15 protein-coding genes are annotated in these 16,424 nt (G+C 60.6%); 9 read left to right on the forward strand and 6 right to left on the reverse strand.

Annotated elements, in window-relative coordinates; all coding sequences use genetic code 11:
- Positions 1 to 65 precede the first annotated feature (65 nt).
- The 5 genes from ACIPSK_RS10260 to ACIPSK_RS10280 form a co-directional block, all read right to left on the reverse strand.
- Positions 66 to 1,322, reverse strand: coding sequence for an ABC transporter substrate-binding protein (locus ACIPSK_RS10260; RefSeq protein WP_162117639.1), 1,257 nt, complete (start codon positions 1,320 to 1,322; stop codon positions 66 to 68).
- Positions 1,323 to 1,391: 69 nt separating this feature from the next.
- Positions 1,392 to 2,987 carry a GMC family oxidoreductase gene (locus tag ACIPSK_RS10265; RefSeq protein ID WP_162117640.1) on the reverse strand — a complete coding sequence of 532 codons (1,596 nt, stop codon included), beginning with the start codon at positions 2,985 to 2,987 and terminating at the stop codon, positions 1,392 to 1,394.
- Between the two features lie 3 nt (positions 2,988 to 2,990).
- Positions 2,991 to 4,397: an aldehyde dehydrogenase family protein gene (locus tag ACIPSK_RS10270; RefSeq protein ID WP_130767512.1), complete on the reverse strand. Its 1,407-nt coding sequence runs from the start codon at positions 4,395 to 4,397 to the stop codon at positions 2,991 to 2,993.
- Positions 4,398 to 4,523: 126 nt separating this feature from the next.
- A complete protein-coding gene (locus ACIPSK_RS10275; protein WP_409518807.1) occupies positions 4,524 to 5,468 on the reverse strand; it encodes a helix-turn-helix domain-containing protein in 945 nt (314 codons plus the stop codon).
- 166 nt (positions 5,469 to 5,634) lie between these two features.
- Positions 5,635 to 6,576 carry a helix-turn-helix domain-containing protein gene (locus tag ACIPSK_RS10280; RefSeq protein ID WP_162117642.1) on the reverse strand — a complete coding sequence of 314 codons (942 nt, stop codon included), beginning with the start codon at positions 6,574 to 6,576 and terminating at the stop codon, positions 5,635 to 5,637.
- 52 nt (positions 6,577 to 6,628) lie between these two features.
- Here ACIPSK_RS10280 and ACIPSK_RS10285 point away from each other — a divergent pair, with 52 nt between their 5' ends.
- Entirely contained in the window at positions 6,629 to 8,191 is a 1,563-nt protein-coding gene (locus ACIPSK_RS10285; RefSeq protein WP_162117643.1) for a 4-hydroxyphenylacetate 3-hydroxylase N-terminal domain-containing protein, read from the forward strand.
- A 9-nt stretch (positions 8,192 to 8,200) separates the two neighbouring features.
- A complete protein-coding gene (locus ACIPSK_RS10290) occupies positions 8,201 to 8,713 on the forward strand; it encodes a flavin reductase (RefSeq protein WP_018073576.1) in 513 nt (170 codons plus the stop codon).
- Positions 8,714 to 8,764: 51 nt separating this feature from the next.
- Here the strand turns inward: ACIPSK_RS10290 and hpaR are convergent, their stop codons facing one another.
- A complete protein-coding gene (gene hpaR, locus ACIPSK_RS10295; protein WP_162117644.1) occupies positions 8,765 to 9,238 on the reverse strand; it encodes a homoprotocatechuate degradation operon regulator HpaR in 474 nt (157 codons plus the stop codon).
- Between the two features lie 114 nt (positions 9,239 to 9,352).
- Between hpaR and ACIPSK_RS10300 the strand changes: the two genes are divergently transcribed.
- The 7 genes from ACIPSK_RS10300 (at position 9,353) to hpaI (ending at position 16,414) form a co-directional block, all read left to right on the forward strand.
- Entirely contained in the window at positions 9,353 to 9,745 is a 393-nt protein-coding gene (locus ACIPSK_RS10300) for a 5-carboxymethyl-2-hydroxymuconate Delta-isomerase (RefSeq protein ID WP_162117645.1), read from the forward strand.
- 91 nt (positions 9,746 to 9,836) lie between these two features.
- Positions 9,837 to 11,354, forward strand: a complete 1,518-nt coding sequence (hpaE, locus tag ACIPSK_RS10305) for a 5-carboxymethyl-2-hydroxymuconate semialdehyde dehydrogenase (RefSeq protein WP_162117646.1) — start codon at positions 9,837 to 9,839, stop codon at positions 11,352 to 11,354.
- A gap of 38 nt (positions 11,355 to 11,392) precedes the next feature.
- Positions 11,393 to 12,373, forward strand: a complete 981-nt coding sequence (gene hpaD / locus ACIPSK_RS10310; protein ID WP_162117647.1) for a 3,4-dihydroxyphenylacetate 2,3-dioxygenase — start codon at positions 11,393 to 11,395, stop codon at positions 12,371 to 12,373.
- A 65-nt stretch (positions 12,374 to 12,438) separates the two neighbouring features.
- Complete coding sequence (gene gabD / locus ACIPSK_RS10315; protein ID WP_446532924.1) at positions 12,439 to 13,893, forward strand: NADP-dependent succinate-semialdehyde dehydrogenase; 1,455 nt, start codon at positions 12,439 to 12,441, stop codon at positions 13,891 to 13,893.
- A 20-nt stretch (positions 13,894 to 13,913) separates the two neighbouring features.
- Complete coding sequence (locus ACIPSK_RS10320) at positions 13,914 to 14,783, forward strand: fumarylacetoacetate hydrolase family protein (RefSeq protein WP_162117649.1); 870 nt, start codon at positions 13,914 to 13,916, stop codon at positions 14,781 to 14,783.
- Between the two features lies 1 nt (position 14,784).
- Positions 14,785 to 15,588: a 2-oxo-hept-4-ene-1,7-dioate hydratase gene (gene hpaH / locus ACIPSK_RS10325; protein WP_162117650.1), complete on the forward strand. Its 804-nt coding sequence runs from the start codon at positions 14,785 to 14,787 to the stop codon at positions 15,586 to 15,588.
- Positions 15,589 to 15,598: 10 nt separating this feature from the next.
- On the forward strand, positions 15,599 to 16,414 hold the full coding sequence (hpaI, locus tag ACIPSK_RS10330) for a 4-hydroxy-2-oxoheptanedioate aldolase (RefSeq protein ID WP_162117651.1): 816 nt from the start codon (positions 15,599 to 15,601) through the stop codon (positions 16,412 to 16,414).
- Positions 16,415 to 16,424 lie beyond the last annotated feature (10 nt).

Here is a 16,424-nt window from a genome sequence, read left to right on the forward strand (position 1 = left end):
TGCCGAAGAGACGGCGGGCAGCATATCCCGTGGCTCGGACCACGGGATGTGCGAAATGCCTCAATTTACGGGGCTATTCCGGCGCTCTTTTCAAAGGCGCGGATGTCGGCCAACTCCGGATCGGGTGATGGTGCGCAATCGGAAATCACCTTCCACTTGCCACCCTCGCTGACTGCCATGCGCGTCGTCGAATTTGCATTGTGGCGCGGCTGACCATCCCCGAAATACCAGGGCGCGCAGAAAATATCGCTGGCAAAGCCTTTGACCTGCCGGATGGCGGAACTGGTGCTTTCGCGCGTGATGTCCTTGGGATCAAGCGACATCAGTGCCTTCTCGGCAATCCGGGCGGCAAGATATCCGGCCTGGGCGAACGTGTCGCGCGGGTCGGAAGGCTGGCCATATTTGTCCATGACGGCAAGCCAGTTCTGATTGTCGGGCGTCGCTGCTTCGAGATCGTTGAACTCCATGTTGACATAGAAGTTTCCATCCCAGCCTGCGCCGATTGTCCCGGGCACCGAAAGGTCGTAAGCCGATGCCGCGCTTAGGAACTTGATGGTCTGGTTGAGCCCCTGTTCTTCGGCCGCGGTCAGAAGCGGGATTGTGACGCCCTTGGGAAGGGCGAGGATAATGACATCAGGCTTGGAAGCCGCCGCCTGCAGGATGATCGAGGTCGAATCGGCCGTACCGGGATCCATCAGGATCGTTTCCGCCATAAAGCCTTTTTCCTTGGCCAGAGACTTAATGCCGTCGCAGGACCATGTACCGACGTTCGGGATGTTCGGACCGATGCAAACCACCGACTTTGCCTTGAGCTGATCCAATGCGTAGCCCATGGCGCCCAGCGTGGAGACGCGGGGCCCGGCATTCGTCGCGGCGTAGTTCTCGGCAAAGAAGCACTCGCGAGGAACGCCGACGCCAGCGACGACGACAATGCCGGATTTCTTGTAGAAATCCGCGTTTGCGCCACATTCGACAAAGCTCGAATTGCCGACCATCAGCACCGCCTTCTCGTCGTTGACGAGCTTGGCGGCCAGCTGAGCGGCCGTCTCAGGATTCCACTGATCGTCTTCGACCAGATATTTGACCGGCCGCCCTTTGATGCCGCCATTGGCGTTCAAGCAGTCGAAATAGGCCTTGGCGGCCCTGGTCGAATTCGAAAAATCGTCCGGACCGGTTTTGCCGGTGATCGCACCGATGACAATCGGTTCGCCGGTCGCGGCTTGGCCGGTATTGTCGCCGCAGGACGCAGCGGCATGAGCACTGAATGCCGAAAGCAGCGTCAGGCCGAGGCCGACCACCAGCCCCCTCATATCTATTCTCATCGTTTCCTCCTCCAGTTTCCGTTATTGTCCGCACTCCCCGCGAACGTCTTCCGTCGTGGAATATCTGCCTCAGCCGGCGATCGCCTTGCCTGTCATGAAGGCGGCGGCGCGGGCTGCAATCATCATCACCGGAGCATTGGTGTTGCCCGATACCAGCGTCGGCATCACCGATGCGTCGCATACCCTCAGACCTTCGACGCCGCGCACCTTCAGATCGGCCCCGACGACCGCCATCGGATCGTCTGCTCGCCCCATGCGCGCCGTGCCCGCCGGATGGAAAACGGTCTTGGCGGTCTGGCGGATGTAGTCGCGCAATGCCGCGGGATCATTTTCGACCCCCGGTTTCGGCAGGACGCGTCGCTTGATAAGCTTCGCAAGTGCTGGCGCATCCAGAATGCGGATCGCTGTCTCGACACCGCGCACCAGCGTATCGAGGTCGGCCGGGTCCGAGAGGAGATTGGCGTTGAACTCCGCCTTGTCATTCGGGTCGGCGCTTCTGAGACGAATGGTGCCGCGCGAGCGCGGCCTGAGGTAGCAGGGGCCGATGCTGAGACCATGACCGGGTTCGGGATCGCGGTCGACGAAACCCACAAGAACCGGCAGGACATGGAACTGGACATCCGGCTGACCAGTGCCGGCGGTGTCCACGAAACCACCGCATTCGACGACGTTCGACGAAAGCAGGCCACGATGCGACAGCAGGTAGCGCGCCATGTGTCCGGCGGCGCGAATCCCACTGTCATGCCCGAGGATGGAGATCGGCTCGTGGGTCTCGCCCTGAACCGGCGCTTCGAGATGATCCTGATAATTTGCGCCGACGCCCGGCAGGTCGGCCACCACATCGATGCCGTGAGAGCGGAGATGCCCGGCCTCGCCGATGCCCGAAAGCTGCAGGATCTTGGGTGTCGCGATCGCACCCGCCGTCAGGGCGATTTCCTTGGAAGCGGTGAATATGGTGCCGTCCTGCAACGCCACACCCGTCGCCCGCCGGCCTTCGAACAGGATGCGGGCGACCTTGCGTTCGGTCAGGATCGTGACGTTCGGCCTGATCTCCGCGTCACGCAGGAACGCCTGCGCGGAACTCCAACGACGTCCCCGATACGTCGTGCTCTGGTAGAACCCGACGCCTTCCTGATTGGCGCCGTTGAAGTCCGGATTGTACGGGATGCCGACTTGCGTGGCTGCCTGAACGAAGGCTTCGCTCAGCGGGTGCCGGTGACGGGGGTTCGAGACGTGCAGGCCGCCGCTGCGGCCATGAAACTCGCCATTGAGGCTTTCGTTGTTCTCGAGCGATCGGAAAGCCGGCAGTACATCTTCGTAGGACCAGCCATGACACCCCATCTGCGACCAGGTATCGTAGTCGTTCTTGTGGCCACGGATGTAGATCATCGCATTGACGGAACTGCCGCCGCCAAGCACGTTTCCTTGCGGGGTAATGCAAGGGCGACCATTGAGGCCCTTCTCCGGCTCGGATGCATAAGGGTGAATGTCGACCCCCTTGCCGAGGACCTTGAAAAAGGTCGCCGGAATATGGATCCAGGGGTCGGCGTCACGCCGACCGGATTCGATCAGCAGAACCTTATTTTGCGGGTTCTCGGACAGCCGGTTTGCCAGTACGCAGCCGGACGATCCGCCGCCGACGATAATATACTCGAAGTTGGTCATGGCTCAGCTCAACACCGTCTGGATCGTGGTAAATTCCTTCAGCCCTTCGGCGCCGAACTCGACACCCATGCCCGATTGCTTGACGCCGCCAAAGGGCGCGTTCGGCTGGATCGTTCCGTGCTTGTTGATCCATACCGAGCCGCATTCGAGCTGCATGGCATAGCGCTTGGCCTTTTCGGCATCCGCCGACCAGACCGAGCCGCCAAGCCCGGCGGGATTGGTGTTGGCGCGGGCGATGACCTCATCGATATCGGTATAGCGAATGATCGGCAGCGCCGGCCCGAACTGCTCTTCGTCGACGAGACGCACGCCATGGTCGACGTCGGCAACAAGCGTGATCGGATAGAAATAGCCCGGCCGATCGATCGGCGCGCCGCCGGCGAGAATGCGGCCGCCATTGGCGCGCGCGTCATCGACGAGTTCGCGAACCTTGTTGAACTGCATCTCGTTTTGGACCGGGCCGAGGATGCTGGTTTCGTCAAGGCCGTCGCCGATTACGATCCTGCCGGCATAGTCGGCAAGTCTTGCACAGACATCTTCATAAATGCTGTCGTGCACATAGAGGCGCTTCAGCGCCGCACAGGTCTGCCCGTTGTTGATGAAGGCTCCCCAGAACAGGCCCTCGGCGATCTGCGCGGGGTCGGCATCGGGAAGGACGATGCCGGCATCATTGCCGCCAAGCTCGAGCGTCAGGCGTTTCAACGTCGCCACAGCCGAGGCCATGACCTTCTTGCCGGTCTCGGTCGAGCCCGTGAAGGTCATCTTGGCGACACCGTCATGGGCGGAAAGCGCCGCACCAATGCTGTTTTCGCCGGTGATGACATTGACGACGCCGGGCGGCAGCACTTCGTTCATGATCTCGACAAGACGGATCGTCGACAGTGGCGTCAGCGGCGAAGGCTTGATGATGACCGTATTGCCGGCCCGCACCGCCGGCACGATATGCCAGCATGCGATCATCACCGGCCAGTTCCAGGGTGTGATCGAACCGACGACGCCAATTGGCTTGCGGTGCAATTCGACACGGCCCTCATTGTCGTCCTGCAGGATCTCAACCGGCAGATTCAGTTCGGCCGTGTGGCGTGTCCAGGCAAGCGCGCCGCCGATTTCGAACCGGGAGCCGAGACCATTGAGCGGCTTGCCCTGCTCCAGCGTCAAAAGCCGCGCGAGCTCCTCGCCATTGGCTGCGATCTTTTCGGCAATGGCGCGGCAGGCGGCCTGGCGCTCTTCTTCCGACACCTGGCTCCAGGTCCGAAAGGCGACTGAGGCTGCGGCAACGGCATGGTCGAGATCCGCCGGCGTCGCCAGCGGCATCTGACCGACGATTTCGCCGGTCGATGGGTTGCGAACCTCGGCATAGGTTGCGGTCTCGATGCGTGCTCCGCCGATGAACAGACTGTACTGCTTCACGATTGGCTCCTCCCTGAGCTTTGGAAGGAGTATGACGGGGCAGAAGAAAACCGTCTTGGGCAGAAGCGCGCCGCGACTTGGTTTCAAACGCAACAGGCCGGCGGCTCATCAAGTAGTTAAACCGCACTATTGTGCGGTCGATGTCCCCGGCCTGAGCAGATCGGTCGGCGCGCAGTCGAACAGATCCTTGAAGCTGCGATTGAAATAGGAAATATCATTGAAACCGGCAGAATAGGCGACTTCCGCGATCGTCCTTGGGCTTCTTTGATCTTTGATCTGCGCGATCTTTTCACGCACGAGGCGCAACCGCTTGTCACGGATGACCGTGGTGCAGGTCATGCCGATACCTTGAAAATCCTGCTGCAACGTGCGGATGGATACCCCGATCCGTGTCGCCAGCCACTTGGCGCTGAGATCGCTCTCGGTCAGGTGTCGGTCGATCAGTATGTCGACCATTTCCAGCCGCCGCGAAGCGCTGTCATTGAGAGCGGACATGGCGTCGCCGTTTGAGACGAAGGCCTGTCGCGTCGCATTGAACATCAGCTGCCGCAGATTGGCAGACGCGGCATCCGATGCCGAATTGGACATGATCTTCGCCACCAGCGCACGCAGCATCATTGCCATCGGGTCAAAGGCCTCGAGTTTGCGGGCGATGTCGAAATCGATCGGGCTTTCGGCATACATGATCTGGCGTGGCAAATGCAGCGACAGATGATTGCTGAACTGTCCACCGAAATGGAATGTCGTGGGCCGGGTCGAGTCGACGAGAATGCAATCACCGACATCCAGGACTGCCTGGAGGCCGACGTGCTCGAGACCACAGGACCCTTCGAGCTGCATGATGAGAAAAAGGTGTTCGTTGGCGTCTCGGCGAATGTCATCCCAATCTCGATGGACGCGATCGAGATCATTGGAAACATGGGCGAACTCCATACCGCAGACATCGATACGCCGGGCTGCCCCCGTTACGGCCTTGCCGCTCTCCATTGCTTTCGGATTGAAGTTGCCGCAGATCGATTGGAGATCACTGGTCCATTGATCATAGGGAACGGTTGCCCATGCGTGTTGCATCAGGGCCTGATTGTTCAAGAGCTCCAACTCTGCCTCCCAACAGTGTCAGTCAACGACATGTCCGTCTCGCGCGACTCTCCCACAAGCGCAAAAAGGCGGCAACACCTGAGACCGGTAGAATGAAAGAGTGTCGAAGATCGATCGCGCTGTCAATATATTTCACATGTTAAATAGAATCGTTCACTCCCGATCCGGCCTCAGCGGCTGTGTTTTGCCGCCGCCATTCGCTCGGCGGCATGCCCGTTCGCTTGCGGAAGAAGCGCGAGAAATACGCGGCATCCTTCAAACCTACCTCGTAGGCTATGTCCTCGAGCGGACGGATGGTGAACAGCAACAATCGCTTGGCCTCGAGCAGACGGCGCTCGGCGATCATGCCCTTGACGCCCTGGCCGAAAGCCATGTGCCCGGCCTTGGCAAGAAGATGCGGCGTGGTGCCAAGGCTCGAAACGTAGCGCTCGACTGGCCAGTTCTCACGAAAGTGCCGGTCGATCAGTCGTCGAAGCTCGGCAGCAAGAAAGCGTTGCGGCGATTGCGCCAGCATCGGGGCGTCCGACGCCAAGCGTCCGATCTGGGACAGCATGGCGGCAACCAATAGTGAAAGGATTGTATCGGCTTGGCCTCTCCCCTCGGCGTACTCCTCCAGGACTAATTGCACGGTCCGCCGAAGTCTCTCCCAGAACGCCTCCGCGCCCTGCCCCGACACCATCACCGGGCGATCCAGCGGCAACGTCGTCTGACCGGCGATCGACGGCAGGAGACTGTCGGCGATCGACACGACGACCGCGTCTGAGACAAGCGGATCGACGTTGAAGCCATGGATGACGCCGCTCGGCACGAAGCTGACGGCAGGCGCCAAAAAGTCCAAACGTTGGTCCTCTATGAAATAGGATCCGCTGCCGCTGGTCCAGAATGTGACCTGCATCATTCGATCATGTTTATGGGCTCGAACTTGGCCGGAATGGAGATTTGCTCGCGCCATCACCGTTTCGACATGAAGAAAACCGATCTCCAAAGGGCGATCCGGTTCGCCGTAAACAAAGAAACTTGGGACGATATCGTTCATGCCGGCCACCGAGAAAAGTTCAAGTGATTTCCCTATTCTGTCCATGGTGGAGGGCGGACGCAAGGACTAGCTTTGACTGACATCATAGGAGGAGACGATGGGAGCAGAAGAGTTCCGGGCCGATACAAAGCGGCCTTTCACCGGCGAAGAATATCTCGCCAGCCTGCGCGACGGCCGCGAGGTCTACATCAACGGCGCGCGTGTCAAGGACGTGACCACGCATCCGTCGATGCGCAATTCCGTGCGATCGCTTGCAAGGCTCTACGATGCACTGCATGCTGAGAAGACGAAGGATCGCCTGACATCGCCGACCGATACCGGCTCCGGAGGCTACACCCACAAATATTTCCGTGTCGCAAGGTCCTCCGCCGATCTCGTTGCCCAGCAGGGCGCGATCGCCGATTGGGCCCGCATGTCCTACGGATGGATGGGCCGCACCGCCGACTACAAGGCGGCATTGATGAATACGCTGGGCGCCAATGCCGACTGGTACGGTCCCTTCAAGGACAATGCACTCGCCTGGCACAAGCGCGCCCAGGAAGCGGCTCTCTTCATGAACCACGCGATCGTCAACCCGCCGATCGACCGCCACAAGCCGGCGGATGCCGTGAAAGACGTGTTCGTTCACATCACCAAGGAAACCGATGCAGGCATCTACGTCTCGGGCGCCAAGGTGGTGGCGACGTCTTCTGCGCTGACGCACTACAATTTCCTGGCGCAAAGCTCGGCGACGGTTACGGAAGACCCGTCGCTGTCGGTGATGTTCATCGTGCCGATGAATGCACCCGGCATCAAGATGTTCTGCCGCGTCTCCTATGAGGAAACGGCAAATCGTGTCGGCACGCCGTTCGACTACCCGCTCTCTTCCCGCTTCGATGAAAACGACGCCATCCTGGTTCTGGACAACGTCTTCATCCCCTGGGAGGACGTGCTGGTCCTGCGCGATGCGCCGAAGATCCTGTCCTTCCATCCCGCTTCCGGCTTCATGCACGGCTACTGCTTCCAGGGCTGCACGCGTTTCGCCGTCAAACTTGATTTCCTGGCAGGCCTGCTCGCCAAGGCTTTGCGGGCGACCGGCGGTGATGCCTTCCGCGGCAATCAGGCCGCACTCGGTGAAGTCATTGCGTTGCGCCACATGTTCTGGAGCTTCTCCAACGCGATGGCTTATAATCCAATCCCTTGGGCGAACGGCGCGGTGCTCCCCAATCTGGAAGCGGCCCTCGCCTACCGCACCTTCATGTCGGAAGCCTATCCCCGCGTCATCGAGACGATTCGCAAGGTCGTCGCCTCGGGACTGATTTATTTGCCGTCCTCGGCCAAGGATTTCGGCAATCCGGAGATTGATCGCTATCTCGGCCAGTATGTGCGCGGCTCCAACGACATGGGCCATATCGAACGCATCAAGATCATGAAGCTTTTGTGGGACGCAACCGGAACCGAGTTCGGCGGGCGGCATGCGCTCTATGAGCTGAATTATGCCGGTGCGCCGGAAGAAGTTCGGCTTCAGGTGCTGAAGGGGGCCGAGCGTGGCGGACGGTTGCGCGAAATGGAGGCCTTGGTCGATACCTGCATGAGCGACTACGACGAAAACGGCTGGACCGGCGATACCTGGTTGCCGCCGATCGGTGCTGCAGACCCGTTCAAGTCGGCCGCGGAATAGGAGGCGACCATGGAGGAAGCCTTTTCCAAAACCGAGTTCCGCAACGCCATGGCGCGCGTCTGCGCGCCGGTGAATGTCATCACCACCAATGGTCCCGCCGGTCGCGGCGGATTCACCGCCACGGCCATGTGCAGCGTCACGGATGAGCCGCCGACGCTGCTCGTCTGCATGAATAGCCGATCCGCCCAAACCGCACTGTTTCTGGAAAACCACCGGTTCTGCGTGAACGTATTAAGTCACGACCACAGAGAGCTAGCCGGGAAATTCGCCGGAGCAACCGCCGATATGGAGGCGCGCTACGCCTCTGCGGATTGGGTCGCAATGCCTTCAGGTACGGATGCTCTCGCCGATGCGATCGTCTCATTTGACTGCGAGCTGTCCGAGGCAAGACTTGTCGGCAGCCATCACATTTTCATCGGGCGAATCGCCGGCATCCGATCCCGCCCCGATGGCAACGCGTTACTGTATTTTGACCGGAATTACGTTCATGTCCCGACGCAACTTGGCAGCTTCGGAGGTTGAACAGGCGGGCTGTCTGCCGCCTTGCTTTACCAACGCATGGGAGACATCCAACTATTTGTGCAGCATCGCCAATTCGTCGAGCATATCCAGCAGCGTATCGATCCGTTCCCGACCAAACCGCTGCTCCAGCGCCGTGTAAATCATGCGGCTGTCTGGGCTGACTTCATTGATCACTTTCAGCCCGGCGGCCGTGATCTCAAGAAGGATTCGACGACCGTCTTCACTATCCTTGGTCTTGGTGATGAAGCCACGTTCCTCCAGGGATCGGATGATCCGCGTCAGGCTAGGGGCAAGAATGAAGGCCCGTTCCGACAGCTCCGAGGCATCCAATGTTCCGGCTTCCGCCAGAATGCGGATCACCCGCCATTGCTGTTCGGTCACGTCATGCAGCGCCAGCATCGGACGGAAATGCCCCATGACCGCCTCACGCGCCCGAAGCAGCGCAATCGGCAGCGAGCGGCGAGTGTCGCGGGGGAGAAGAGCGTCCTGCACTATGCGGTCCGTCTTAGGGGGTTGTCTCGTCATAAGGGTTCTATGGATCAAATTTTTGCGACACGCAACGAGCCGAGTGCCCATCACCGTTGACAAGGCCGCAAATATTGTTAACATGTTAAATATATGAGTGGCGCGGGAGGAACGATGCCGCATTTCACGATGGATTATTCGGCCAATCTCGATCGAACCGTGGACTTCGACGCGCTTTGTCGCGTGGTCCATATGGAAATCCTGAAAACGGGCCTGTTCGAGGTCGGGGCGGTGCGGGTGCGCGCTATTCGGTGCGAAGCCTATGCGATTGCGGATCTTCTTGCCGATAATGCCTTCATCGACATGTCTTTCCGTATCGGCGAGGGACGCAGCGAAGATGACAAACACCGGACCGGAGAAGCTATCTTCCAGGCGGTGACGCAGCACCTGGAATCCCTTTTCCAGACGCCGCATTTTGCACTCACGCTTGAAATCCGCGAGATCGATCCGGCGCTCAGCTGGAAGAAAAACGCCATTCATCCGCGTCTTCGCAAAACGAACAGCTAAGCAGCCCGCCTGAATCCAGACGCAGCAAACGGAAAAGCGCGGCAACTGCCTCGCAGTCCGGCGCGGCAAGACCAGCAATATTGGAGAAAAAATGTCGACATTTGAAAACAACATTGCAAAAGCGGAGGCCTATCTGGCCCGCTTCCGCGCGCGGGGCGTGCTGAACCATATCGATGGCGAAGCGGTGCCGGCCGCCGACGGCACGACCTTCGATATCATCTCTCCCGTCGATCTGAAGGTGCTGGCAAAGGTGGCGCATGGCAAGGCGGCCGATGTGGACCGGGCAGCGAAGGCAGCGAAGGCGGCCTTTCCCGCCTGGGCGGCAATGCCCGGCGGTGCGCGCAAGGCGCTGCTGCACAAAATAGCCGATGCCATCGTCGCGCGCGCCGAGGAGATCGCTTTCACGGAATGCATGGATACCGGACAATCGCTGAAATTTATGGCGAAGGCAGCCCTTCGCGGAGCAGAGAATTTCCGCTTCTTCGCCGATCGCGCCGTGGAAGCCCGTGACGGCAAAACGCTGCGTGCGGATGGTCAAGTCAATATCACCACCCGCGCACCGATCGGCCCGGTCGGCGTCATTACGCCATGGAATACGCCCTTCATGCTGTCGACATGGAAGATTGCACCGGCGCTCGCCAGCGGCTGCTCGATCGTCCACAAGCCGGCTGAATTCTCGCCCCTGACTGCGCGGCTGCTGGTCGAAATCGCCGAAGAGGCTGGTCTGCCGAAGGGCGTCTGGAATCTCGTCAATGGCCTCGGCGAGGACGCCGGCAAGGCGTTGACCGAGCATCCTGCCATCAAGGCAATCGGCTTTGTTGGTGAGAGCCGTACCGGCTCGATGATCATGAAACAGGGTGCCGATACGCTGAAACGCGTACATTTCGAGCTTGGCGGCAAGAACCCCGTCATCGTCTTTGCCGATGCCGATCTGGAGCGCGCCGCCGATGCTGCCGTCTTCATGATCTATTCGCTGAACGGCGAGCGCTGCACCTCCTCCTCCCGTCTGCTGGTGGAGGAAAGCATCTACGACCGATTCACGGCAATGGTCGCCGAGAAGGCCAAGCGCATCAAGGTCGGCCACCCCCTCGATCCAGAAACTGTGGTCGGCCCGCTGATCCACCCCGTGCACGAAAAGAAGGTGCTGGAATATATCGAGATCGGCAAAGCCGGCGGCGCGACGGTTGCCGCTGGCGGTGCGAAATTCGATGGGCCGGGTGGCGGATGCTACGTATCCCCCACCCTCTTCACCGGCGCCAACAACCATATGCGTATCGCGCAGGAAGAAATCTTCGGGCCTGTCCTGACCGCGATCCCCTTCAAGGACGAGGCCGATGCACTGGCGCTTGCCAACGACGTGCAATACGGCCTGACGGGCTATCTCTGGACCTCGGACGTCACCCGCGCTTTCCGCTTCACCGATGCCCTGGAGGCCGGGATGATCTGGGTGAACTCGGAAAACGTTCGCCATCTGCCGACCCCTTTCGGCGGCGTCAAGAATTCCGGCATCGGCCGTGACGGCGGCGATTGGTCCTTCGATTTCTACATGGAGACCAAAAACGTTGCTTTCGCCACCAAGGCGCATGCGATCCAGAAACTCGGCGGCTGAGTGCACCGGACACCCTATTGAATTTGGAGGAGAACCCCATGCCCCTGCCCACACCCAATCTTTATCCGCCCTTCAACATCGTGCGCCTCAGCCATGTCGAGCTTGCCGTGACCGACCTTGCGAAATCGCGCGCCTTTTACGTAGACACGCTCGGCTTGCAGGTGACCGACGAGACGGCAGACACGATCTATCTGCGTGCGCTCGAGGAACGCGGGCATCACTGCATCGTGCTGAAGAAAGAAGCCGCCGCCGAAGCACGCGATCTCGGCTTCAAGGTGTTCTCCGACGAGGACCTCGACAAGGCCGAGCATTTCTTCAAGGGCAAGGGCCTGCCAGTCGAATGGGTAGAGCGGCCCTACCAGTCGCGTACCTTCCGCACTCGCGATCCGCACGGTATTCCGCTGGAATTCTATTCGAAAATGGACCGCCTGCCGCCGATCCACCAGAAATATGCACTATACAGAGGTGTGAAACCGCTCCGCATCGATCACTTCAACTGCTTCTCACCGAATGTCGACGAAAGCGTCGCCTTCTACAATGAGATCGGCTTCCGGGTGACGGAATACACCGCCGACGAGGAGACCGGCAAGCTCTGGGCTGCATGGACGCACCGCAAGGGTGGCGTCCACGACATTGCGTTTACCAATGGTCGCGGCCCGCGGTTGCATCACACCGCGTTCTGGGTTCCGACGCCGCTCAATATCATCGACCTGCTCGATTTGATGGCGACCACCGGTTGGCTGCCCAATATCGAGCGCGGACCGGGCCGGCACGGCATTTCGAATGCCTTCTTCCTCTATATCCGTGATCCGGATGGCCATCGTATCGAGATCTATTGCTCGGATTATCAGACGGTCGATCCCGATCTCGAGCCGATCAAATGGGATCTCAAGGATCCGCAGCGCCAGACGCTCTGGGGAGCTCCGGCGCCGAAATCCTGGTTCGAGGAAGGCAGCACCTTTGCCGGCACCGAGGTGCGCGATTCCGTGCTGAAGGCCCAGCCGATCGTTGCGCCCTGAATTTCTCCAGCTGGGCAGGCGCGAAAGCGTCCGCTGTTTTCTTAATGCTTGGTGAGGAGCCAGCCATGAAATTGCAAGATCCTTCCCTGTTCCGCCAAGCCGCTCTTGTCGGCGATAATTGGATCGAGGCCGATCCGAACAACGCCATCGAGGTGAACAACCCGGCGACTGGCGAGATCATCGGTCTCGTGCCGAAGCTGGGTGCCGCCGAGACCAGGACGGCCATCGAGGCCGCTCGCCTGGCGCAGAAGGGTTGGGCTGCCCGCACTGCCAAGGACCGCTGCGCCGTCCTTCGCAAATGGTTCAATCTGATGATCGAGAACAAGGAAGACCTCGGCCGCGTCCTGACGCTCGAACAGGGCAAGCCGCTGGCGGAGGCGACCGGTGAAATCGTCTATGGTGCGAGCTTCATCGAATGGTTCGCCGAGGAAGGCCGTCGCATCTACGGCGACTTGATCCCCGGCCACCAGCCCGACAAGCGCATCATGGTGATGAAGCAACCAATCGGCGTCGTCGCGGCAATCACGCCGTGGAACTTCCCCAATGCGATGATCACCCGCAAGGCCGGCCCCGCCTTTGCCGCCGGCTGCGCCATGGTTTTGAAGCCCGCCTCGCAGACGCCGTTTTCGGCGATCGCCATTGCGGTTCTCGCCGAGCGCGCCGGCCTGCCGAAGGGTCTCTTCAGCGTCATCACCGGCTCGGCCGCGGCCATCGGCGCCGAGATGACCTCGAACCCGGTGGTGCGGAAGCTGACCTTTACCGGCTCGACCGAAATCGGCACCGAGCTCTACAAGCAGAGCGCCCCGACCATCAAGAAACTCGGCCTCGAGCTTGGCGGCAATGCGCCGTTTATCGTTTTCGACGATGCCGATCTCGACGCGGCGGTCGAAGGGGCGCTGATTGCCAAATATCGCAACAATGGCCAGACCTGCGTTTGCGCCAACCGCATCTACGTGCAGGACGGCGTCTATGACGCCTTTGCAGAAAAGCTGGCAGTTGCGGTCGCCAGGCTGAAGATCGGCAACGGCTTTGACGAAGGCGTCATCCTTGGGCCACTGATCGACAAGGCCGCCCTCGCCAAGGTCGAGGAGCATATTGCCGATGCCTTGGGCAAGGGCGCGCGCATCCTGCAGGGCGGCAAGCGGCATGCGCTCGGCGGCACCTTCTTCGAGGCGACCATCTTGGGCGACGTCACCAAGGACATGGCGGTGGCGCGCGAGGAAACCTTCGGGCCGCTGGCGCCGCTGTTTCGTTTCAAGGACGAAGCTGACGTCATCGAGCAGGCTAATGATACCGAGTTCGGCCTCGCTTCCTACTTCTACGCCAAAGATCTCGCTCGGGTATTCCGTGTGGCCGAGGCATTGGAATACGGCATGGTGGGCGTCAATACGGGTCTGATCTCGACAGCCGAAGCACCGTTTGGCGGCGTCAAACTGTCGGGCCTCGGCCGTGAGGGCTCGAAATACGGCATCGAGGAATTCACCGAGATTAAATATGTCTGCCTTGGCGGCATCGGCTGAACTGAATAGGAAGAAAAACGATGTCTCACCCGAAGTTTGTCAGCTTTACCCGCAACGGCCACAGTGGGTACGGCGTTCTTGCCGGAAATGGAATCATTGACCTTTCCGCCCGCCATGGCACGAAGTGGCCAACGCTGCGCGAGCTTATAACCGACGGCGTGCTGCTGAAGCTCGCTGAGGAAGCGGCGAGCTTGGAGCCCGATTTTCCGGTGTCGGACATCCGTTACGAAGTCCCTGTTCCCGCCCCGGAGAAGATCATCTGCGTCGGCGTGAACTTCCCCGACCGCAACGAGGAATACAAGGATGGGCAGGCAGCGCCCTCCAATCCCTCCCTGTTCATCCGCTTTCCGCGCTCCTTCACCGGCCACGATCAGCCGCTGATCCGACCACCGGAAAGCCCGCAGCTCGACTACGAAGGCGAAATCGTCATCATCATTGGCAAGACCGGCCGGCGCATTCCCGAGGCTGAGGCACTATCCCACATCGCGGCGCTGTCGCTGTGCAATGAGGGCACGATCCGCGACTGGGTCCGCCATGCCAAGTTCAACGTTACCCAGGGCAAGAATTTCGACCGCACCGGCTCGATCGGCCCTTGGCTGATCCCGTTCACGGACGAGGCGCAGATCGCCGACATCAGGCTCCAGACGCGCGTCAACGGCGAAGTGCGCCAGAGCGACCGCACCAGCCGGATGATCTTTTCCTTCCGCAAGATCATCAACTACATCTCGACCTTCACTACGCTCGTTCCCGGCGATGTGATCGTCACCGGCACGCCAACCGGCGCCGGTGCTCGCTTCGATCCGCCGATCTGGCTGCAGCCCGGCGACGTCGTCGAGGTCGAGGCCGATGGCATCGGCATCTTGCGCAACACGATCGCTGACGAGGTGTGAAATGTTGACTTCAGACGATATCAGGCAGGCGGCAGAGCGACTCGACATCGCCGAGCGGATGCGCGAACAGACGGAGCTTCTGTCGCTCAAATATCCGCACATGACGATGGATGATGCCTATGCCGTGCAGTCGGCCTGGGTCTCGAAGAAGATCGCCGCCGGGCGCAAGGTGATCGGCTGGAAGATCGGGCTGACCTCGAAGGCGATGCAATATGCGCTGAACATCGACACGCCCGATTCCGGCGTGCTGTTCGACGACATGCTGTTCGAGGACGGCGCGACGGTGCCGGCCGACCGCTTCATCCAGCCGCGGATCGAGGCGGAGATCGCCTTCATCATGAAGGCTCCGCTGAAAGGCCCAGGCATCACCGTATTCGATGTGCTGAACGCCACGGATTATATCACCCCGGCCCTCGAAATCCTCGATACGCGCATCCTCAGGGTCGATCCCGGAACGAAGAAGACCCGCACCATCGTCGACACGATTTCCGACAACGCGGCCAATGCCGGCATCGTGCTTGGCGGGCGCATGGCGCGGGCCGACGACGTCGACATGCGCTGGATGGGAGCGATCGTCAGCCGCAATGCCGAAGTGGAGGAAACCGGCCTGGGTGCCGGTGTCTTGAACCAGCCGGCGCGAGGCATTGCCTGGCTTGCCAACCGGCTGGCCCAATATGGCGACGGCATCGAGGCGGGCCAGATCGTGCTCGCCGGCTCCTTCATCCGACCGATCGAGGCGCGCCACGGCGACACCATCGTCGCCGATTTCGGACCCTATGGGACGGTCAGCAGCTATTTCGCATAGGAGAGCGCTCATGCCCGCGCCCAAGAACACTTTCAAGACGGCCTTGGCCGAGAGGCGTCCGCAGATCGGACTCTGGCTGGCGCTCGCCAATTCCTATACGGCCGAAATTCTGGGTGGTGCCGGCTATGACTGGCTGTTGATTGACGGTGAGCATGCGCCGAACGACATCCCTCTGATGACGGCGCAATTGCAGGCGCTCAAGGGTTCGCCGAGCCACCCGGTCATCCGGGCACCGGTCGGGGAGGCCTGGATATTGAAGCAGATCCTCGATATCGGCGCGCAAACCGTTTTGGTGCCGATGATCGAGAGCGGCGACCAGGCAAGAGCCATGGTGCGTGCGGTACGATATCCGCCGCACGGCGTGCGAGGCGTCGGGGCAGCGCTTGCCCGCGCTTCGGCATTCAATCGTATTCCCGACTACCTGCAGACCGCCAATGACGAGGTCTGCCTGCTGCTGCAGATCGAAAGCCGCGCCGGGCTGGCCGCACTCGATGACATCGCCACTACCGATGGCGTCGATGGCGTTTTTATCGGACCCGCCGATCTTGCCGCCGACATGGGCCATCTCGGCAGGCCTGGCGATTCAGAGGTACAACAGGCGGTGGAAGCGGCGCTGATCCGTATCCAGTCGCACGGCAAGGCAGCCGGTATCCTGACCGCCGATCAGTCGCTTGCCAAACGCTATCTGGAACTCGGCGCCACCTTCGTCGCCATCGGAAACGATGTCGGCCTGTTGGCGAACGGCGCATCGCGCCTGCTGTCCGACTTTCAGAAGGCGAGTGCAGCCGGCCATGGAAGTTCAGCAGCCACGACGAAGGTTTACTAAGATCTCCTCC

Source organism: Rhizobium sp. LARHSG275 (assembly GCF_052871115.1).

Excerpts from the sequence above, each read along its gene's own strand:
- ACIPSK_RS10280 (WP_162117642.1), bottom strand. The coding sequence starts at position 6,576 with ATGGACAGAATAGGGAAATCACTTGAACTTTTCTCGGTGGCCGGCATG.
- hpaI (WP_162117651.1), top strand. The coding sequence starts at position 15,599 with ATGCCCGCGCCCAAGAACACTTTCAAGACGGCCTTGGCCGAGAGGCGT.
- ACIPSK_RS10265 (WP_162117640.1), bottom strand. The coding sequence starts at position 2,987 with ATGACCAACTTCGAGTATATTATCGTCGGCGGCGGATCGTCCGGCTGC.
- hpaH (WP_162117650.1), top strand. The coding sequence starts at position 14,785 with ATGTTGACTTCAGACGATATCAGGCAGGCGGCAGAGCGACTCGACATC.
- hpaR (WP_162117644.1), bottom strand. The coding sequence starts at position 9,238 with ATGACGAGACAACCCCCTAAGACGGACCGCATAGTGCAGGACGCTCTT.
- ACIPSK_RS10260 (WP_162117639.1), bottom strand. The coding sequence starts at position 1,322 with ATGAGAATAGATATGAGGGGGCTGGTGGTCGGCCTCGGCCTGACGCTG.
- hpaE (WP_162117646.1), top strand. The coding sequence starts at position 9,837 with ATGTCGACATTTGAAAACAACATTGCAAAAGCGGAGGCCTATCTGGCC.
- ACIPSK_RS10285 (WP_162117643.1), top strand. The coding sequence starts at position 6,629 with ATGGGAGCAGAAGAGTTCCGGGCCGATACAAAGCGGCCTTTCACCGGC.
- ACIPSK_RS10290 (WP_018073576.1), top strand. The coding sequence starts at position 8,201 with ATGGAGGAAGCCTTTTCCAAAACCGAGTTCCGCAACGCCATGGCGCGC.
- hpaD (WP_162117647.1), top strand. The coding sequence starts at position 11,393 with ATGCCCCTGCCCACACCCAATCTTTATCCGCCCTTCAACATCGTGCGC.
- gabD (WP_446532924.1), top strand. The coding sequence starts at position 12,439 with ATGAAATTGCAAGATCCTTCCCTGTTCCGCCAAGCCGCTCTTGTCGGC.
- ACIPSK_RS10320 (WP_162117649.1), top strand. The coding sequence starts at position 13,914 with ATGTCTCACCCGAAGTTTGTCAGCTTTACCCGCAACGGCCACAGTGGG.
- ACIPSK_RS10300 (WP_162117645.1), top strand. The coding sequence starts at position 9,353 with ATGCCGCATTTCACGATGGATTATTCGGCCAATCTCGATCGAACCGTG.
- ACIPSK_RS10275 (WP_409518807.1), bottom strand. The coding sequence starts at position 5,468 with ATGCAACACGCATGGGCAACCGTTCCCTATGATCAATGGACCAGTGAT.